The sequence below is a fragment of the Pseudomonas coronafaciens pv. oryzae str. 1_6 genome, assembly GCF_000156995.2.
In the GTDB taxonomy this organism is placed as follows: domain Bacteria; phylum Pseudomonadota; class Gammaproteobacteria; order Pseudomonadales; family Pseudomonadaceae; genus Aquipseudomonas; species Aquipseudomonas tremae.
Genome location: NZ_CP046035.1, coordinates 3,320,316 through 3,338,764 on the forward strand (window position 1 = coordinate 3,320,316; position 18,449 = coordinate 3,338,764).

16 protein-coding genes are annotated in these 18,449 nt (G+C 58.8%); 2 read left to right on the top strand and 14 right to left on the bottom strand.

Annotated features, from left to right (window positions below):
* Positions 1–37: 37 nt before the first annotated feature.
* From POR16_RS14880 to POR16_RS14925, 10 genes are all read right to left on the bottom strand, one after another.
* Entirely contained in the window at positions 38–967 is a 930-nt protein-coding gene (locus POR16_RS14880; RefSeq protein ID WP_005890511.1) for a sugar ABC transporter substrate-binding protein, read from the bottom strand.
* A gap of 516 nt (positions 968–1,483) precedes the next feature.
* On the bottom strand, positions 1,484–2,503 hold the full coding sequence (locus POR16_RS14885; protein ID WP_024689745.1) for a Gfo/Idh/MocA family protein: 1,020 nt from the start codon (positions 2,501–2,503) through the stop codon (positions 1,484–1,486).
* A gap of 65 nt (positions 2,504–2,568) precedes the next feature.
* A complete protein-coding gene (locus tag POR16_RS14890) occupies positions 2,569–3,429 on the bottom strand; it encodes a sugar phosphate isomerase/epimerase family protein (RefSeq protein WP_005890506.1) in 861 nt (286 codons plus the stop codon).
* 52 nt (positions 3,430–3,481) lie between these two features.
* Positions 3,482–4,492, bottom strand: a complete 1,011-nt coding sequence (iolG, locus tag POR16_RS14895; RefSeq protein WP_024671012.1) for a bifunctional inositol 2-dehydrogenase/D-chiro-inositol 1-dehydrogenase — start codon at positions 4,490–4,492, stop codon at positions 3,482–3,484.
* Between the two features lie 68 nt (positions 4,493–4,560).
* Entirely contained in the window at positions 4,561–6,498 is a 1,938-nt protein-coding gene (gene iolD, locus POR16_RS14900) for a 3D-(3,5/4)-trihydroxycyclohexane-1,2-dione acylhydrolase (decyclizing) (RefSeq protein ID WP_122381251.1), read from the bottom strand.
* Positions 6,499–6,543: 45 nt separating this feature from the next.
* Complete coding sequence (locus POR16_RS14905; RefSeq protein ID WP_053932435.1) at positions 6,544–7,374, bottom strand: TIM barrel protein; 831 nt, start codon at positions 7,372–7,374, stop codon at positions 6,544–6,546.
* Between the two features lie 38 nt (positions 7,375–7,412).
* Complete coding sequence (locus POR16_RS14910; protein ID WP_005890501.1) at positions 7,413–8,915, bottom strand: CoA-acylating methylmalonate-semialdehyde dehydrogenase; 1,503 nt, start codon at positions 8,913–8,915, stop codon at positions 7,413–7,415.
* Between the two features lie 26 nt (positions 8,916–8,941).
* Positions 8,942–9,751 carry a 5-deoxy-glucuronate isomerase gene (gene iolB / locus POR16_RS14915; RefSeq protein ID WP_005890499.1) on the bottom strand — a complete coding sequence of 270 codons (810 nt, stop codon included), beginning with the start codon at positions 9,749–9,751 and terminating at the stop codon, positions 8,942–8,944.
* A 16-nt stretch (positions 9,752–9,767) separates the two neighbouring features.
* Positions 9,768–10,670 carry a myo-inosose-2 dehydratase gene (gene iolE / locus POR16_RS14920; protein ID WP_005890497.1) on the bottom strand — a complete coding sequence of 301 codons (903 nt, stop codon included), beginning with the start codon at positions 10,668–10,670 and terminating at the stop codon, positions 9,768–9,770.
* 39 nt (positions 10,671–10,709) lie between these two features.
* The gene (locus POR16_RS14925; RefSeq protein ID WP_005890495.1) at positions 10,710–12,647 is read right to left on the bottom strand and encodes a bifunctional 5-dehydro-2-deoxygluconokinase/5-dehydro-2-deoxyphosphogluconate aldolase; all 1,938 of its coding nucleotides are present in this window, start codon (positions 12,645–12,647) and stop codon (positions 10,710–10,712) included.
* Positions 12,648–12,917: 270 nt separating this feature from the next.
* On the opposite strand from POR16_RS14925, the gene POR16_RS14930 reads away from it, so the two are divergent.
* Positions 12,918–13,826 carry a MurR/RpiR family transcriptional regulator gene (locus POR16_RS14930; protein ID WP_005890493.1) on the top strand — a complete coding sequence of 303 codons (909 nt, stop codon included), beginning with the start codon at positions 12,918–12,920 and terminating at the stop codon, positions 13,824–13,826.
* A gap of 89 nt (positions 13,827–13,915) precedes the next feature.
* Here the strand turns inward: POR16_RS14930 and POR16_RS14935 are convergent, their stop codons facing one another.
* The 3 genes from POR16_RS14935 to POR16_RS14945 are packed head-to-tail and all read right to left on the bottom strand — an operon-like array spanning position 13,916 to position 16,949.
* Entirely contained in the window at positions 13,916–14,920 is a 1,005-nt protein-coding gene (locus tag POR16_RS14935) for a lysylphosphatidylglycerol synthase domain-containing protein (protein WP_005890491.1), read from the bottom strand.
* The gene (gene clsB / locus POR16_RS14940) at positions 14,917–16,167 is read right to left on the bottom strand and encodes a cardiolipin synthase ClsB (RefSeq protein WP_005890489.1); all 1,251 of its coding nucleotides are present in this window, start codon (positions 16,165–16,167) and stop codon (positions 14,917–14,919) included. The genes POR16_RS14935 and clsB overlap by 4 nt, the downstream gene beginning before the upstream one ends.
* Complete coding sequence (locus POR16_RS14945; RefSeq protein WP_005890487.1) at positions 16,164–16,949, bottom strand: endonuclease/exonuclease/phosphatase family protein; 786 nt, start codon at positions 16,947–16,949, stop codon at positions 16,164–16,166. The genes clsB and POR16_RS14945 overlap by 4 nt, the downstream gene beginning before the upstream one ends.
* Positions 16,950–17,158: 209 nt before the next feature.
* Here POR16_RS14945 and POR16_RS14950 point away from each other — a divergent pair, with 209 nt between their 5' ends.
* Entirely contained in the window at positions 17,159–17,698 is a 540-nt protein-coding gene (locus POR16_RS14950; RefSeq protein ID WP_024671019.1) for a cytochrome b, read from the top strand.
* Position 17,699: 1 nt separating this feature from the next.
* Here the strand turns inward: POR16_RS14950 and POR16_RS14955 are convergent, their stop codons facing one another.
* Positions 17,700–18,440, bottom strand: coding sequence for an S-methyl-5'-thioinosine phosphorylase (locus POR16_RS14955; protein ID WP_122381250.1), 741 nt, complete (start codon positions 18,438–18,440; stop codon positions 17,700–17,702).
* Positions 18,441–18,449: the final 9 nt, after the last annotated feature.

Sequence of the window (18,449 nt, forward strand, 5' to 3'; positions counted from 1 at the left end):
GGGCATTTCAAGCGCCTCCCTGGCCTGCCGGCTGTTGTTATTTGAAGGTGGCGACGTTTTCAGGCGTAATCAGGCGATAAAGAATGACAATTGCCTGGGGCTCGACCTTTTCCTTCCTGGCCATTTTCACCGCTGCATCGATTGCACCATCGGCCTGGCCCTTGGCGTCCTGAAAAACGGACGCTGTCAGGTCGCCTTTTTCGATGGCGCTGATCCCGTCTGGCGTACCGTCGACTCCGGCGACAAATACAGTGCCCTGCTTGACACCCGCCTGCTTCAGCGCCAGCGCGGCACCAATGGCCATTTCGTCGTTGTTGGCCAGTACCGCATTGAACTTGCGGCCTTGAGTGAGCCAGTCATTGGTCAGGTCCATACCCTTCTGACGCAGCCACGTGCCGGTCTGCTCCTGATCTATCTTGATATCCGGGTATTTCGCCAGCACTTCCTTAACGCCTTTGGTACGGTTCAGCGTGGAATTGTTGGCCAGATCACCCAACAGAATCACGACGCTACCCTTGCCACCCATTTTGTCGGCGATGAACTGCGCTTGCAGTCGGCCCGCCTCGGTATCGTCCGAGGTGACCGTTGCGACGCCTTCAGGCAGTTTCACCTGATCAGGGCGGCGGTTAACGTAGACCAGCGGAATACCGGCAGCGACTGCAGCCTTGGTGATGCTGGCGGTCGCTGCCGTGTCCACCGGGTTGACGATCAGGGCATCGACCTTCTTGTTGATGAGTTCCTTGACCTGATCGAGCTGCTTGTTGACGTCCGCACGGGCATCGACAAATTGCAGCGTCACGCCTCCGGGCATGGTTTTGGCCTTGGCGCCCATGTCCTCGCGCAGGTAGGTCAGCCAGGTGTCGTCAAACTGCGACATGGCAACCCCGACCTTGATATCAGCCAGTGCCGCACTGCTGCCGAGCATCAGGGCCAGCGCGAGGGAGGTAAAGCGAACCTTGGTATTCATAAGGGTCTATCTCCAAATTCTTGTTGTTGTCGGGGCTTGGCAAAGACGTAGAACGGTGCAACCCGTCAACGGGGCAGGCGAACTCCGGTCGCACCGGGAATGCAGAACAATTGCGCGTCCTTGTGCTGCACGCACATGCCACGGGCAACGATCGTAAGAAAGTGCTCCATGGTCCGAATCCAGCATGACGGGGTGGCAGAACGCTTGGCGGTGAGGCCAGAGGCAGGGGTTTTCATCGACAGTACCTATCTTTTGTTTTGTTTTTGTTGGCGTGTTTCCCATGGCCTGAAAATGATTTCAGACCCGGGTGATTCGATAGTCGGTAACCTGAAAAAGACTCTATTGGAAAATATTTTCCAATTCAACCAATTTTAGAATTTTATTCCATTTCATTTATTGTCGGGCCGAAAATGACAAAGCCTGACGGGTATCAGGCGTCAGGCTTTCGTGAGCGGAAATTTCAGTGGCGGGATTGCGCGACAGCAGGCGAGTCCATAGCTATTACCATCGCAGTTGCTACAGCGCCACAATCCGTCCCTCCTTTGCGCTCAGGCGTGCGGCGTCCATTACCCGCGCTGATGCTATCGCGTCATGAGGATCGACCGGGTTGGCACCCTGCTCGTCTATTGCACGCTGCAATTGCTGGTAGAACTCGAGCCAGCAGCCGCGCTCCGAGGGCACTCGTTCACGATGATCACCGTGTTCGAACCAGCCCCAACGCCTGTGCTCTTCAACGCCCCAGCGCTCGCCCTCGGAGCGCGGCGTCAGACCGGCAAACGCCGCCTCCTCCTGACCGTCAAGGCCGTCGACGCTGTAGCAGCCTTTCGATCCGCTAACTCGAAAACGCGGCTTCGGGCTGCTTTGCAGGCAACTCCCGGAAAGGTGCGAAACCACGCCGTTGGCATGGGTCAGTACGACGAAAAACGTGTGATCCAGCTCGTCGTCCGCGCTGGCGAAGCGCAATTCGCCATATACCCGCTCGACCGGCCCGAACAGCACCAGCGCCTGATCCACCAGATGACTGCCCAGGTCGCGCAACATGCCACCACCGCTGGCCTTGCCGACGGAGCGCGGCGAATAGCGCTCGATACTTGACTCGAACCGGCTGATCTCGCCCAGCGCGCCGCTGTCGATCAATTTACGCACCGTGAGGAAGTCGGAATCCCAACGCCGGTTCTGATAAACGCTGAGCAATACTCCACGCCTTTCGGCAGCCTCCACCAGCTCACGCGCTTGCGCGGCATCGGCGGCGAAAGGCTTATCGCTGACCACCGCCACGCCCAGCTCTATAGCCTCCAGAATCAGCGCTCGCCGCGATGCCAGCGGTGTTGAAATAACCACCACATCGACCCCGGCGGTCACCAGTTCGGCAAGCGTGTCGAACGTCGCCACGCCGGGATGATCCTTGGCCACGCCCTGCTTTCGTTCAGGCGAACGGGTAACGACGCCTGCAAACGTGGCACCGGGCACACTTGAAATCAGCGTCGCGTGAAAGTAACGCCCCCCTTTGCCGTAGCCCACCAGCCCTGCTCGCATGGATATCTCCTGTGGTCCATGATCCTCAGGCCGCAGCCATCGGTTGTGTGTTCGGTGCAACCGTATCAGCGCAGCAACTCGCTTTTGACCCGCTCGAGCATGAACCGGCTCGACTCGTCGGCGCGCTCTTCCCAGGCAAATACGGCCACCGTGGCGATGCCGTCGAACTTCATGTCTCTCAACGTCGAGAAAAACGCCTCCCAGTTCACCTCGCCCTGACCGATATCAAGGTGCTGATGCACCGTCGCCGTCACGCCGGGCGGGTTGACGATGTAACGCAGGCTGGAAGAGGCGCGGTGATTATAGGTGTCGGCAATGATCAGGTGGGTGAGCCTGTCGCCGGCATAGCGCAGCATGGAGGCGATATCTCCCACGCCGTCATCGTAGAAAAACGTATGGGGCGCGGCATACAGGTAGTTGATCCAGTCACGATCAAGCCCGCGAATGATGTCCACCGACTCGTTGTTGCGCTCACAGAAGTCATAAGGATGCGCCTGAATATCGAGCTTGATGCCTTCGCGCTCGAAATGCGGCATAAGCTCGTCCATCGACTTCATGAACTGGTTCTCGCAGATCAGCGCATGATCCGACTGCCCGCTGAACTCGGTATTCATAAGGTCACAGTCCATTTCCACCGCAACCTGAATGGCACGTTTCCAGTTGCGCACTGCAGCAATACGCAAGTCTTCGTCGGGCGCTGCCCAGTGATACAGCGGCAACAGCGAAGAAAGTTTCACACCTGCATCGCTAAGGGCTTTGCGAAACTCCCTGATGCGTGCGCGATCCACGCGGGGATACTTGTAAAACGGCATGAAATCTTCACGCGGCGACAGTTCTATATAGTCGTAACCCAGCTCCGCGGTTTTATCGACCATCGCCCCCAAGGGCAGATGGCGGTACATGTATGGGTCCAGTGCGATCCGCATGATGCCTCCCTGTTACTTTTGACGAGAGATGTTCCCGTGGCTGAAAAATCTGTCAGGCGTAGAACGCCGGACGTACTTCAAGGGCAATCGGCACAACTGCGCCGTTGTTCTGCGCCAGCACGCAGGCATCGGCCGCTACGGCAGCCGCATAGCCGTCCCAGGCAGAAGGGCCGTAGATCGTTCCTGCCTTGACGCCGTCGATGAAGTCCTGCAGCTCGACGTCATAGGCAGCAATGAACCGGTCTTTCCAGTCCATCAGAATCGCGTTGGACAATTTGGCTTCACTGCGCATCTGCACCTGAGAAGGCTCGGGCAGTCTGGCGATGCCGCTCTCGCCGACCACCTCGCACTGGATGTCGTAGCCATACTGGCAGTTGACGAAGACCTCGACGTCGATGCGCGTGCCTCTGGCGGTCTCCAGCATCACGATCTGCGGGTCTTTCATGTGCGCCAGGGCCTTGCCGGTCTTGCGCGGAAAAACCACCTGTGCAGACACATAATCATCGTCGAGCAGCCAGCGCAGCACATTGAGTTCGTGAATAAGGGTGTCAGTGATGGCCATATCGGTCTTGTAATTCTCGCCTACGCGCGGGTTGCGGTGGGCGCAATGGAGCATCAGCGGCTCGCCGATCTGGCCGCTGTCGATCACCGCCTTGAGGGCGCGATAGCCCTGATCATAAGGCCGCATGAAACCCACTTGCACCAGACGCCTGCCACTGGCGATCTCGGCTTCGACAATATGCCGGCAGCCTTGAGCCGTCACTGCCAGCGGCTTTTCGCAGAACACCGGCTTACCTGCAGCGATGGCCGCCAGCACGTACTCTTCATGGCTAGGCCCCCACGAGCAAACCAGCACTGCCTCGACATCGGGCGCCGCGATCAAAGCGTGCCCGTCGGCATACACTTCGGCGCTGATGTCGAGGTCGCGCACAACTTTTGCAGCCTGCTCCAGATTGATGTCGGTGACGGCCACCACCTGACTGCCGACCAATGTCTTGCTGCAACGGCGGATATGATCCTGACCGATTGCGCCTGTACCAATCACGCCGAGTTTCAATGCCATGTTCGTATTCCTTTTTGTTATTGGATGTTGCCGTGAGCAGGTCACGGGCCATGAACGCTAAAAAGTGATCAGTACTGGCGCGCCTTGGCCAGCTCGCGGTTGAGTTTTTCGTACACCTGAGCGGTGGTACCTGTGGTGGATACTTCGGCGACACCGACCCGCCACCACGACAGGTACTTGTGAATCATGGTCTTGGGCAGCACCTTGATATCGATCAGCGTCGAGACCGTCTGGAGCCGGGCATCGGCGAGCGCCTGATGCAACTGCTCGGCAGTGCTCACCTTGTAGGTCTTGCAGCCATAAGCCGCCGCGCTCATGGCAAAATCCACCGGTACGAAGTCGCCATCGAGCTTGCCGGTCTCCGGGTTGCGGAAACGGAACTCGGTGCCGAAACTGTTCATTCCGTGTTCCATCTGCAAATTGTTGATGCAACCGAAGGTCATGTTGTCGAGCAACACAACGTTGATCTTGCGGCGCTCCTGAATCGAGGTCGCCAGCTCCGAATGGAGCATCATGTAAGAACCATCGCCGACCAGTGCGAAGACTTCCCGGTGCGGCTCGGCGAGCTTGACGCCGAGCGCAGCATTGACCTCATAGCCCATGCACGAGTAGCCGTATTCAACGTGATAGGTATCGACCCCGGTGCTGCGCCAGGCGCGTTGCAAGTCCCCCGGCAGGCTGCCCGCGGCGGCAACGATTACCGCGTCGGCCGGCAGGTTGCGGTTGAGAATGCCCAGCACGCCGCTCTGGGTCAGGCACGAACCGGTCAGCTCAATGAAGTCGCGCAGCACGGCCGGGTCCATGTGGTCGTTGATTTCAGGCACGAAGCCTTCGCTCTGATACTCCACCGCATACAGCCGATCCACTTCGGCATCCAGTTGCGCACGCGCGGTCCGCGGCGCATCGCCCCACGCAGCACGATAACCGCTGGCCTGCAGGCTTTCGGTCAGTGCCTGCAAGGCCACCTGCGCATCGGCCAACAACTGCACGCCGTCCAGTTTCTGTACATCGAAAGCGCCAACATTGAGGTTGAGAAACTGTACATCCGGGTTCTGGAACAGCCATTTCGACGCGGTGGTGAAATCGCTGTAGCGGGTGCCTACGCCGATGATCAGATCGGCTTCCTTTGCCAGTTGATTGGCCGCCACCGTGCCGGTTTCGCCGATCCCACCCATGTTCAACGGGTGCGCCGAGACGATGGCGCTTTTACCTGCCTGGGTTTCCGCAAACGGGATGTCGAAGCGCTCTGCAAAGGCTTGCAACGCTGCAGCTGCGCCTGAATAACGCACCCCGCCACCGCAGATCAGCAAGGGCTTGCGCTTGCTGCCGAGCAAGGCCAGCGCATCGTCGAGCATCGCCTTGCTTGGCGGACGACGATCAATACGGTGTACGCGTTTTTGCAGAAAGCTGTCCGGGTAATCGTAGGCTTCGGCCTGAACGTCCTGGGGCAGAGCCAGGGTCACTGCACCTGTCTCGGCCGGGTCGGTCAGCACGCGCATGGCGTTGAGCGCGGCGCTCATAAGTTGCTCGGGGCGGTTGATACGGTCCCAGTACTTGCTCACGGCCTTGAAGGCATCGTTGGTGCTGATGCTCAGGTCGTGAAATTGCTCGATCTGTTGCAGCACCGGGTCAGGCTGGCGGCTGGCGTAGACATCGCCGGGCAACAGCAGCAGCGGAATCCGGTTGGCAGACGCCGTTGCAGCCGCAGTGATCATGTTGGCCGCCCCCGGCCCTACCGAAGAGCTGCAGGCGTAGATTTTGCGACGCAGATGCTGTTTGGCAAAACCGATGGCAGCGTGGCACATGCCCTGCTCGTTACGGCCTTGATGCACCACCAGATCACCGCTGTCCTGCTCCAGCGCCTGGCCGAGGCCCAACACATTGCCGTGGCCGAAGATGGTAAAAATGCCCGCGACGAACTTGCTCTGTACGCCGTCGACTTCGACATACTGATTATCTAGAAACTTCACCAGGGCCTGGGCCATGGTCAGTCGGGTTGTACTCATGTTGGCACCTTGTTCTTGTTTGAGGTGGCCTGAATAGGCAGAAAATCAATGGCGCTGGGAAACGGCTTGTGACAAATGCGCCATGCTTACCGAGATCGCCTGGGGAATATCGTCCAGCGCATGAACGCTTTCGGCGAACGGTTCAAACGACAGATGTCCTGAATAGCCGCTGTCCAGCAACCTTTCGATCTGTGCAACGTTGCCAAGAATGTCAGCCTCGCCAACCAGCACGCGGTGACCGTCGCGAATGCTGTTGAGCGGTGCCTGCGCGTCCTCGACACCGGAGATATGCACCAACCCGGTCAGCTCCGGAAACAGCTCGACCTCACCCGCCAGATGGTGATGAAAGGTGTCGTGAACCAGACGGTAGACATCCAGCCCGCCAACGGCCTTGATTGCATCCACTGCCTGACGCTTGAAGCGCAGCGAGCACTCCTCGAAGCCCAGCGGCTCGACGAAACCCAGAACTCCGTACTCACGAAGAATCGGCGCCAGCGCGGTCAGCGCGGTGCGCAACCCGGAAGCACGCTGCGCCCCGTTGCGCGTGTCGGCATGGTCGTTGAGCGGGCACAACACCAGCCCCTTCGCACCGCAGGCGCGAGCGTACTGCGCCAGTTTTGTCGCCTGGGCACTGCGCTCGTCATTCCAGACATCGAACGGGTACAGCGCATTGATCGAAAGAACCTGTACGCCTTTGGCAGCACAAAGATCAGCAACGACCTCTGGCGCAGTGCCGTCCTCGATCTCGACGCCCTTAAGGTCGTTGCGGATCTCGATGGCGTCGGCACCCAGCTTTACAGCCAGATCGACGAATGCCTCAAGCGACAGGCGCGGTGCGACCATTCTATTGAGGGCGAAACGCAGTGGATGACTCATTGTTATTGTTCTCCGCACATTCCATTGATGGGTGAAAACTATTTGGCGGTCGGCATGCTGAACTCCGGCCCTTTGGCGATGCTGTCCGGCCAGCGCTGCATGACGCTTTTGTAGCGGCTGTAGAAGCGCAGCCCTTCTTCGCCGTAGGCATGGTGATCGCCGAACAGCGAACGCTTCCAGCCTCCAAACGAATGCCAGGCCATAGGTACCGGAATCGGCACGTTGATCCCGACCATGCCGACCTTGATGGTCCTGGCAAATGCACGGGCCACGCCGCCATCGCTAGTGAAGCACGACACGCCATTGCCGAACTCATGCGCGTTGATCAGCTCTACTGCGCTGGCGAAATCCGCTACATGCACGATGCCCAGCACCGGGCCAAAGATTTCTTCCTTGTAGATCTGCATTTGCGGCGTGACGTTGTCGAACAGCGTTGCCCCGACAAAGAAGCCCTGCTCGGCGCCCGGCACACTGAAATTGCGACCATCGACAATCAGCGTGGCACCTTCTTTCACACCCTGATCGATGAAACCCTCGACCTTGGCCTTGTGTACGGCGGTGACCAGCGGCCCCATATCCGAATCGGCCTGCATGCCGTTGCCGACCTTGAGCCGTTCGATGCGTGGCAGCAGCTTGTCGATCAGACGCTGGCCCACGTCGCCCACTACCACGGCAACGGAAATGGCCATGCATCGCTCGCCAGCCGAACCATAGGCAGCGCCGATCAAGGCATCGGCGGCCTGATCCAGATCGGCATCGGGCATCACGATCATGTGATTCTTGGCCCCGCCAAGCGCCTGCACGCGCTTGCCGCGGGCAGTGCCCTGTTGATAGATGTATTCGGCAATCGGGGTAGAACCGACGAACGAAATCGCCTCGATATCAGGGTGCTGGAGCAAGGCATCGACCGCCACCTTGTCACCCTGCACCACATTGAACACGCCGTCGGGCAACCCGGCCTCTTTCAATAGCCGCGCCATCAACAGACTGGCTGAAGGGTCACGCTCGGACGGTTTGAGAATAAAGCAGTTGCCAGTCACCAGCGCCATGGGGATCATCCACAGCGGCACCATGACCGGGAAGTTGAACGGCGTGACCCCGGCGCAGACGCCCAGAGGTTGGCGCAGGTTCCAGTTATCGATACCGCCACCGATGTTGTCACTGAAGTCACTCTTGAGCAGGCTCGGCGCGCCGCAGGCAAATTCGACGATTTCGATGCCGCGCACCACTTCACCGCGCGCATCGGAGAGCACCTTGCCGTGTTCCCGGCAGATTATCTGCGCCAGCTCGTCGTGGTGTCGATCGAGCAATTCCTTGAACTTGAACATCACCCGCGCTCGGCGCAAAGAAGACTGATCGGCCCAGCCCGGAAACGCCGCCCTGGCTGCTGTAACTGCTTCATCCACTGTCTTGACACTGGCCAGCGCGACGCGCGACTGAACCGTGCCGACTGCCGGGTTGAAGACGTCGCTGAAACGCTCGCCATCGCCGTCATTCACGTGCCCGTTGATGTAATGGCCGATCACCGGTGACTCGCTCATCTGCATGACTCCAAAGAAAAGGGGGATTAAAGATCCAGCAGCCAGCTGTGCTGCGGATCGTTATGGAACTGCCAGGCACGCGTCGGGCCGGCCATCACGTTCAGGTAATACGATTCATAACCGTAAGGCACGGACACCGGGTGATAGCCCTTGGGCACTGTCACCAGGTCGTTGTTTTCCACGGCCATGGCCTGATCAATACTGCGGTCGTCGGTATAGACGCGCTGGAAGACGAAGCCCTGCGGCGGGTTGACCATGTGGTAATAGGTTTCTTCGAGAAAACTCTCGTGCGGCAGGTTGTCTTTATCGTGCTTGTGCGGCGGGTAGCTGGAGGAATGCCCCGAAGGCGTGCGCACCTCGACCACCAGCAGCGAATGGGCCGGCTCGCTGTCGGGCAGAATGTCGCACACGTATCGGGTATTGGCCCCTTTGCCGCGCACGCTGCGTTTCATGCTGGCAGGCTGAATCAACCGGGCCGCAAGCTGCTTGCCGGCATCGCCAGGGGCGCTGCACACAGCCAGATGAACCGACCCACGGGCGACGAATTCGGCCCGGCTGTGCGGCGGCAGGTAGACCGCAAACGGTGATTTCTCTTCGAACACTGACTGCCTGTCGCCGATATCTTCCCAATTGAACGCGCCCTGCCCCGGCGCCTCGCCGCTCACACTGACGTGCCCGGCAAGCACTACCACGCACACTTCATGCTGTTCGGTGTTCAACGGCAGGCGTTCTCCACTCTCCAGACGGTAAGCCTTGAAGCCCACGTATTCGAGGGTGCCCGGCGCAAGTGCAACAATGTCTCGGCCGGCAGGTTTGCTTTTGGTCAGCAGACTCATGAATCAATCCTCCTTATCAGGCATCGGCCAGCAATTGGCGCAAGGTGTCATAACCTTTTTTGGCATACGCGTAACTGGGCGCAACCGCCGGATCCTGTTCAGCCTCGACGACCAGCCAGCCGCTATAGCCGGCCTGCAATAACACGTCGAGCAGTGCCGCAAAATCGATGTCGCCGTCACCTGGCACAGTAAACGTGCCGTTGATGATGCAGTCCGGAAAGCTCCAGAGGTTGTTGCGGGCCAGTTGCACGACCGGTTTGCGCACGTCCTTGAAATGCACGTGGCAGACCCGTTTTATGTGCTTGCTCAGCACCTGCAAAGGCTCGCCACCGCCCATATAGCAATGCCCCGAATCGAACAGCAGGCCGACTTCGCTGCCGGTCAGCGCCATCAGCTTGTCGATATCCTGAGGCGATTCGACGTAGGCCCCCATGTGGTGGTGATAGGCCAGACGCACTCCTCGGGAGAGCGTGTAGCGCGCCAGCTCGGTAAGCTTGTCAGCGTATTCGCGCCAGGCCTGATCGGTGTGAAAGCGCGGTCGTTCGACCAGCGGGATGCGTTGCCCCTGAATGGAATCGGCCACCTCGCCGTACACCAGCACCGACGCGCCGTTTTCGGCGAGCAAGTGCACATGCGGGCTGATGGCCTCGATTTCTTCAGCCACAGAACGCTGTGCCAGACGACTCGAATACCAGCCGGACACCAGCGCCAGGTCGTAGGGCCGCAGCACATCACCGACGCCCTTGGCGTCCTTCGGGAACTTGCCGTTGAGCTCAAAACCTTCGTAGCCGATGTCTTTACCTTCGCTCAGCGCGGTACTCAAGGGCGTTTCTCCCCCCAAGGCCGGCAAATCATCGTTGCTCCAGGAGATCGGGTTGATACCAATGCGGATCTTGGGCGTGGAAACTGAAACAGGCATGGCTGCACCTTTCTTGTTGTTATCGCTGCATCAATAAATTCAGGCGCGGCTTTCGCGCCAGGACTCGATCAACCAGTTGAAAGTACTCTGCACCCGGCTGACCAGCGTTGCATCGTCGATTTCCCCAGCCATCCAGGCCCGGCTTGGCTCACGAAAGATCGTCCGGCCAACGGCAAACCCCTTGCAGACGCGGCTGTTGCGAGCCTGGGCAAAGCCGGCCGCCAGTTCTTCGACCGGGGCATTGAGCCCGAGCAGCACGATGCCGCGACAGTACGGATCACGCTGCTCAATCAATTCGTCCAGCTGCTGCCAGACAGCGGCACTCTGCGCCTCGATTTTCCACCACGCCGGATAAATGCCCAAGTTGTACAAGCGCTTCATCGCTCGGACCATCACATCCGGATGAGGCGACGGGTGCTCCTTGGGCGGAATGATTTCAAGCAGCAGCTCATGGCCGCTGACGTTCGATGCGTCATACAGCGCCTTGATCTGCGCTTCCTGTTCCAGACGCAGCATGGGTTCGTCATCTGGATGGTATTGCACCAGGCACTTGATGATCTGTTCCTGCGGCCAGTTGATCAGATTGCTGCCGATGGAGCGGCCGTGCTCGAATGCCAGCGGTCTTGAGCCCTGCACCTCCACCGGGCGCGCCAGCCACCAGCCACGACCGGTGGCGGCGTTGAGCGAGTCCTGGCCAAAGCGCTGATCGGCAAGCAGCCCGACATCGGCTTCGATACCGCGCTTGCGCAGATCCGCCTCGACGTGTGCGACCGATTGCACAAACAGTTGCTTGAGCTGACTGATACTGTCCAGGTCACGCCCGGCCTGCTGCGCCAGTTCGACCAACTGACCGCGATGATCAAAAGCGAAGATGAACAGTTGTTTCCACTGCCTGCGCGGCACGCTGACCCGGTGCAGGCGCTGCAGAACGACGTCCTGATCAGGGCGGGTAACGGGTTCAGTGCTGCTGAACAGGTAGTCGAGTTCGGCAAGCGTGGGCATTGCCGGGGCGCAGGCATGGCGCGAGACCACCAGCCCGCCGCAGGCATTGGCCAACTGGCAGCAACGCTCATCGCTGGCGTCCTTGAGCCAGCCACTCAGAAAACCGGACATGAACGCGTCACCGGCACCCAGGACATTGAGCACCTCCACTCGCACACCGGGATAAATCGCGCCGTCTTCGAGACGTGCTGGAATGGCTCCGTGAATGACCGTGCAACCTTGCGGGCCGAGCTTGACCACCAGCGTTGCAGCAGTCAATTCACGCACGGTGCGCAGTGCGCCGAGCAAATCGGTCGAGCCACCGGCAATCAAAAACTCTTCTTCGGTGCCGACGATGAGGTCGAAACGCGGCAGGATACGCTGCACATGCTGGCTGACCCTGTTGTCGGCGACGAACCGCGTCTCGCCATCGGCTTTGCCTGCAAGCCCCCAGAGTACCGGCCGATAGTCGATATCCAGAACCCGTCTGACGTTGTGTTTCTCGGCATAATCCAGCGCCTGGCTGCTGGCCTGGAACACCTGATCAGTTGAAAAATGCGTGCCGGTAATCAGCAACGCCTTGCTAGATGCTATTTGCTGCTCGTCTATGTCTTCGGCGCGCAGGGCCATGTCGGCGCAATTTTCGCGGTAGAACACCAGCGGAAAGGTTTCGCGGTCCTTCAAGCCAAGCAGCACCATCGCGGTGAGACGCTCGGGGTCGCATTTGATGGCGCTGACGTCACAGCCTTCCCGCGCCAGCGACTCGACCAGAAAACGACCCATGTGGTCATCGCCTACCCGGCTGAGCATTGCTGACTTGAGGCCAAGTCTGGCGGTGCCAAACGCGATATTGGCGGACGAACCACCGAGGTATTTGGCAAAACTGGAGACATCTTCAAGTCGTGCGCCCACTTGCTGCGCATAGAGATCGACGCCCAGGCGTCCAAGGCAGATCAGATCCAACTGACGCCCGGTGGCAAAGCGAGTCTGGCCCATGGTGACTCCTGTTATTTTTATCAGCCTGCAGCGCATGCATGGGATGCACGATCTGCCTGTGTGAATGCAGCCTAAAACGTCGCGGGGCATCAATCAATATTTATTCTATATTTATTTTTTGTGGAATATTTTTTCTATAGGTTGGCGCAACTGCTGGCGCGGTGTAAGGACAGGTAGGATATAGTCGCTGTTGCCTGCCAGAAGCAGCTCCATCAGCAGGGCGCGGTCTCGACCCGGTGCTCTGAACGAACAAGCAGAAAGGATGTGACTATGACCAGCGCCGACCAGCCCACTCTGTCCGAGACGAGCGTCGACGTTCCGCCGACCAGCGCCGAAGCCCTGCTGCGCATGATTACCGATGAGTACGACGGTCTGCCTCGCCAGCTAAAGCGCATTGCCAGCTACATGAGCCAGCAGAGCGACCGCATCATGGTCGACCGCATAAGCGATATCGCGCGTGAATGTGAGGTTCATCCTTCAGCCATCGTGCGCTTTTCCCAGCGTTTCGGGTTCAGTGGCTTCAGTGAAATGCAGGCGCTGTTTCGTGAGGCCTACACCCACAAGACCACGCCGGTGCAGAACTACCAGCAGCGTATTCGCAGCATGATTGCCAACAAGTCGCAAAAAGCCAGCGCGGGCGACCTGGCACGTGAATGCGTCGATGCAACGCTGTCCGGGCTCGAACGCCTGAGCGCAGAGTTGGATGACGTCGAGTTCGAAAAGGCCGTAGACCTGGTGGTCAATGCCGACAACATCTATGTGGTGGGAGTAAGGCGTTCATTTGCGGTGGCGGACTACCTGGTCTACAACCTGCAGCACACCAACAAGCGTATTCACCTGATTTCAGGCCTGGGCGGCAGCTACCGCGAGCAGATGCGCAGCGTGCGCGCCAATGATCTGGTGATTGCGATCAGTTTCACGCCCTACGGCAAGGAAACCCAGCATTGCCTGCGCATCGCCCAGCATCACCAGGCCAAGACACTGATCATCACCGACAGCAATCTGTCGCCACTGGCCAAACGCGCCAATTCGGTGTTGCTGGTCAACGAAGGCAGCTCGTTTGCCTTCCGATCACTGAGCGCAACCCTGTGCCTGTGTCAGGCGCTGTTCATCGCAGTGGCGTATCGCCTGGAGCTGAAGGTGGACGAAATCCACGAGCAGGTCGGGTTTGACGATTGAGGGCTGGGATCCGCCTGAATACAGGCCCGGAAGGAAGTAACCACGACAGCTAACCGCAATGCCCACACCTTCCGGGCAGAAGCCTGACTTCAACTTTGGGACTTGGCTTCTTCGCCCATGCGTTGCTGGTTCTTCTCGCCCATTTTCTTCGCACGTTTTTCCAGCACCAGATAAACCACCAGCGCCAGCAACAAAGGCAGCAGGAAGTAGATAGCGCGGTAGCCGATCAGTGCGGCCAGCATGCTGCCCTTGGAAAACTGGTGCGCCAGCAAGGTGATGAACACTGTCTCCAGCACCCCGAGCCCGGCCGGGATGTGAGTAATGACACCTGCAATGCTGCTGATCAACAGTACCCCAAGGACGGCGGGGTAAAACGCGCTGTCGGGTAACAGGGTGTAGATCACCGCGGCCATCAACGACCAGTTCAGGGCACCCAGGCTGGCTTGCATCAACGCCTGCTTCAACGAAGGCAGATTGAATTCCTGTTTACGGATCGTCCACGAGCGCCGCCTGGAAAACCGGCAAGCCAGCAAGTAGGCAAAGCACACTGCCAACAGCCCAAAGCCGATCAGTTGCAAGGTCGTGGAACCGACGGACCATTCTTTGGGCAATTCCAGAAAGCCCATTGAAAACACAAAACCGGCCAGCAGCATGTAACCCAGCCAGTTGGTAATCAGGCTAAGACTCAGAATTCGGGTAATGGTCGAAACTTCCAGCCCCAGTCGGGAATACAGCCGATAACGCAAGGCAATCCCGCCCACCCATGAGCTGAGGTTAAGATTGAACGCATAGCAGACGAACGTGACCGGGACGATCTGTTTGATCGACAATTTATGCCGCGTGTAGTAACGCGCCAGTATGTCAAACCCGCAATAGGTGGCGTAGCTGGCAAACGCGACGACAGAGGCGATGACCAGGGTGCTGGCCTTGTAGGATGCCAGCGCTTTCTTGACCTCTTGCCAGTCGAGGTTCCTGACCAGCATGAACAGCAATACCGGCACCGCAATGAAGAAAAACAGATTGAAGATCCGTTTTGCCCATTTCCATTTGGTCTTCTGCGCGCTCTGCGGCGCAGCGCTTGCGGCCTGGGTCATGACGTTTTCTCCTGATCCAGTTCATGAAGGTTCTGATGCTGTTCGATAGCCTTGGCCTCAGGCACTACATCGCCAGCGCGCAGCGGTTTGAGACGTAACCCGTGAACCGGAAACAGCCCGGCAATCGCCGGAAAACGGCGCAGGAAAAAGAAGCTCAGCACGATCATCGGCGCACGCCACCACTGGCCACGAGCAGCCCCTTTCAGGCTCATCTGGGTGCTGTGCGCTGCGGCAAGCTCCATCAGATGATCCTGCAGACGCTGATTGAGCTCAGGGTCACGGATGACCAGATTGGCCTCCAGGTTCAACGCCAGGCTCAACGGGTCGAGGTTGCTGGAACCCACCGTCAGCCATTCTCCGTCGATCAACGCGACCTTGCCGTGCAGCGCACGCTGCTTGTACTCGTGAATGACCACCCCGTCGCGCAACAGATAGGTGTAGGTCAGACGCGAGCAGACCCGCACGAACGGCATGTCCGGCTGACCTTGCAGAATCAGCGTGACCTTCACGCCGCGTCGCGAGGCATTGCGCAGCTCGCGCAAAAACCGATAGCTTGGGAAGAAATAGGCGTTGGCGAGGGTAATCCGCTGGGTCGCGCCACGAATCGCCTCGAGGTACTGCTCTTCGATGTCAGTGGTGTGCTCGCCATTGTCGCGTTCGGCAAGCAGCATACTGGCATTGCCTGCACGATCCAGCTTGAGCGGTATCGGCGTCAGCTTCGACCGGACCGCGTCACTGAGCATGCTCATGGCGCTCTTGTGGATGTCGCCGACAATCGGACCGCGCACCAGAACGGCGTAGTCCTGTTTGGCGGTAAGGCCGGTGTCGGTCATGTGATCGACGCTGTAGTTGATGCCGCCGATAAAACCCAGTTCGCCATCAATAACCACTACCTTGCGGTGCAGACGCCGGAACAGGTTGGTACGCATACCCATGAAACGCGGGCGCGGGTCGAACAGCTGAATCTGGATACCGGCATCGATCATGGTTCTGACAAACGTCGAACTCAGGTCCGAAGTACCGTAATCATCAACCGTGACCACCACTTTCGCACCATTGCCGGCAGCTTCGAGCAATGCCTGCTGCAACCCCTCGCCGATCCGGTCTTCAAAAATAATGAACGTCTCGATCAACACTTCTTTGCGAGCAGCGCGGATACACTCGAATACGCGGGCATAAAAGTCTTCGCCGTTAATCAGCAACTCCACGGAGTTGCCGTCGCGCCACTGCCCTGTCTTGTTGGTCATAAGGTCAACTCCACTGCCAGGGGTGCATGATCGGAAAGATGAGACCACGGCCGGCTGGACAGCACTTTCGGGCTGTGGGACGTCGCATTGCGGACGTAAATCCGGTCAAGCCGAAGTAACGGCCAGCGCGCCGGAAAGCTTTTCGCTGGCGCGCCGAAGCGCTCTACAAACACTTCATGCAACCCCGTGCCGTGCAGAAGTGCATCGGCGCGCTGGCGCCAGTCATTGAAGTCTCCGGCCACAATCACCGGTTCGCCCTCTGGGAGACGTGCCATCAGCTCGGCGAGCAGTTTCAATTGCTGGCGCCGATGGCTTTCAAACAGCCCTAGATGGACGCAGACAGCATGCACGTGGCCATGGTTCGGCACATCCAGAATGCAGTGCAGCAAGCCTCGCTGCTCGGTGCCATCGATGGATATGTCGAGGTTTTCGTGCTGGATGATCGGGTATTTGGATAACAGCGCGTTACCGTGATCGCCGTCCGGATACACCGCATTGCGGCCGTAGGCAAAATCGCTCCACATGGCGTCGGCGAGAAACTCGTATTGCGAAATCGTTGGCCAGCCTTTGACACTGCGGGCATGGCTCTGTTGTTCACCATGTACTTCCTGAAGAAATACGATATCGGCCGATACACTGCGCACAGCTTCGCGCAACTCCGGAAGAATGAAGCGGCGATTGAAAATGCCAAAGCCCATGTGCATATTCATGGTCAGTACATTCAATGAAACACTTGCCGACACCGGCGTCGCCGGGCCGAAGGGCGTATTGGCACTGGTCAAGACTCGCTCCTGGGTGAATAGTCACGTTATATGAAGCCACCCATGAGCACAGGTTCCATCCCGTCACGCCCCTGCTGCTTAATTGCCATATTCAACATTCAATGCATCACGCAGCGGAGCTGCAATAAATCGGGCCATAATGCAACGCATGCCCCGACCTGCGGCCTAAGCTGTCTACCAAGCCTGTAAAAGCAACAAGGAATTCAACCGTGGATGCACCGACTTCTCAACGTTACAGCCCTAGAGCACGATGGCTGCACTGGATCATGGCGGTCCTGATTGTGCTTGCGTACACGCTGATTCTGAGCCGCACCCAGTTCGGCAAAGGCTCCGAGTACCGCCTGCTGGTCGTACAAAGCCATTTCTGGGTAGGCATTCTGATTCTGGTCATGGCGTTCTTTCGTGTCGCCGAGCGTCGACGCCATCGTCCGCCCGGCATTACACCACCGCTGGAAGGTGTGCTGCGCCTGGCAGCCTCCCTTTCACATTACGCACTGTATGCGTTTCTGTTCGCGCAACCGGTGCTTGGCCTGTTGACGGTCATGGTGGAAAAAGGCGCGCTGCCTGTTCCGCTGACCGACCTGCAGATTCCCTGGCCGCTGCCGACCTCTGACCGCACCGCCGAGACGTTCGAAGACCTGCACAAGTTGCTGGGCTCGATCTTCTACTATGTCATCGGGCTGCATGTGATTGCCGCGGTCTGGCATCACTTGGTGCGCAAGGACAACACCCTCAAACGCATGCTGTGAATCAGGACGCGGAAAGAACCCGGGCAAGTGTTGCTTTCACCTTGCCCATGCCGTCCCGCAGAGCCTGTTCGATCTCAGCCATGGTAATGACCGTGGTCGACTTTCCTGCCGCCGGGTTCACCACCAGCGCCAGGCAGGCATATTTAAGCTCCAGTTCACGTGCCAGCGCAGCCTCCGGCATGCCGGTCATGCCGACGATATCGCAGCCATCGCGCTCAAGGCGGATGATCTCTGCAACGGTTTCCAGGCGTGGTCCCTGAGTGCAGGCGTAGACACCCCGGTCCGAGAATGCGCAACCTTCTGCCGCCAGCGCTGCAATCAGTCGCGCGCGCAGTGCTTCGCTGTAGGGGTAGCTGAAATCGATGTGGGTAACCGTTTCCAGGTCATCGGCAAAGAACGTGTGCTGGCGACCGCTGGTGTAGTCGACCAGATCATGTGGCACACAAAAATGCCCGGTGCCCATTTCCGGGTGGATACCGCCCACCGCATTGACCGCCAGAATCGCTTCGGCGCCCGCCTGCTTCAAGGCCCAGATGTTGGCCCGGTAGTTGACCTGATGCGGCGGCAGACGGTGCGGATGGCCATGACGCGCCAAAAACATGACCTCACGGCCAGCATAGTCGCCGATCTGGATCTCACCGAAAGGCGCGCCGTATGGCGTGTTGGTCGGCAATGACTGCCGAATGTTCAGACCTTCCAGTTGGGTCAGGCCGGTACCGCCAATAATCGCGTAAACAGTCATCGCAAATCC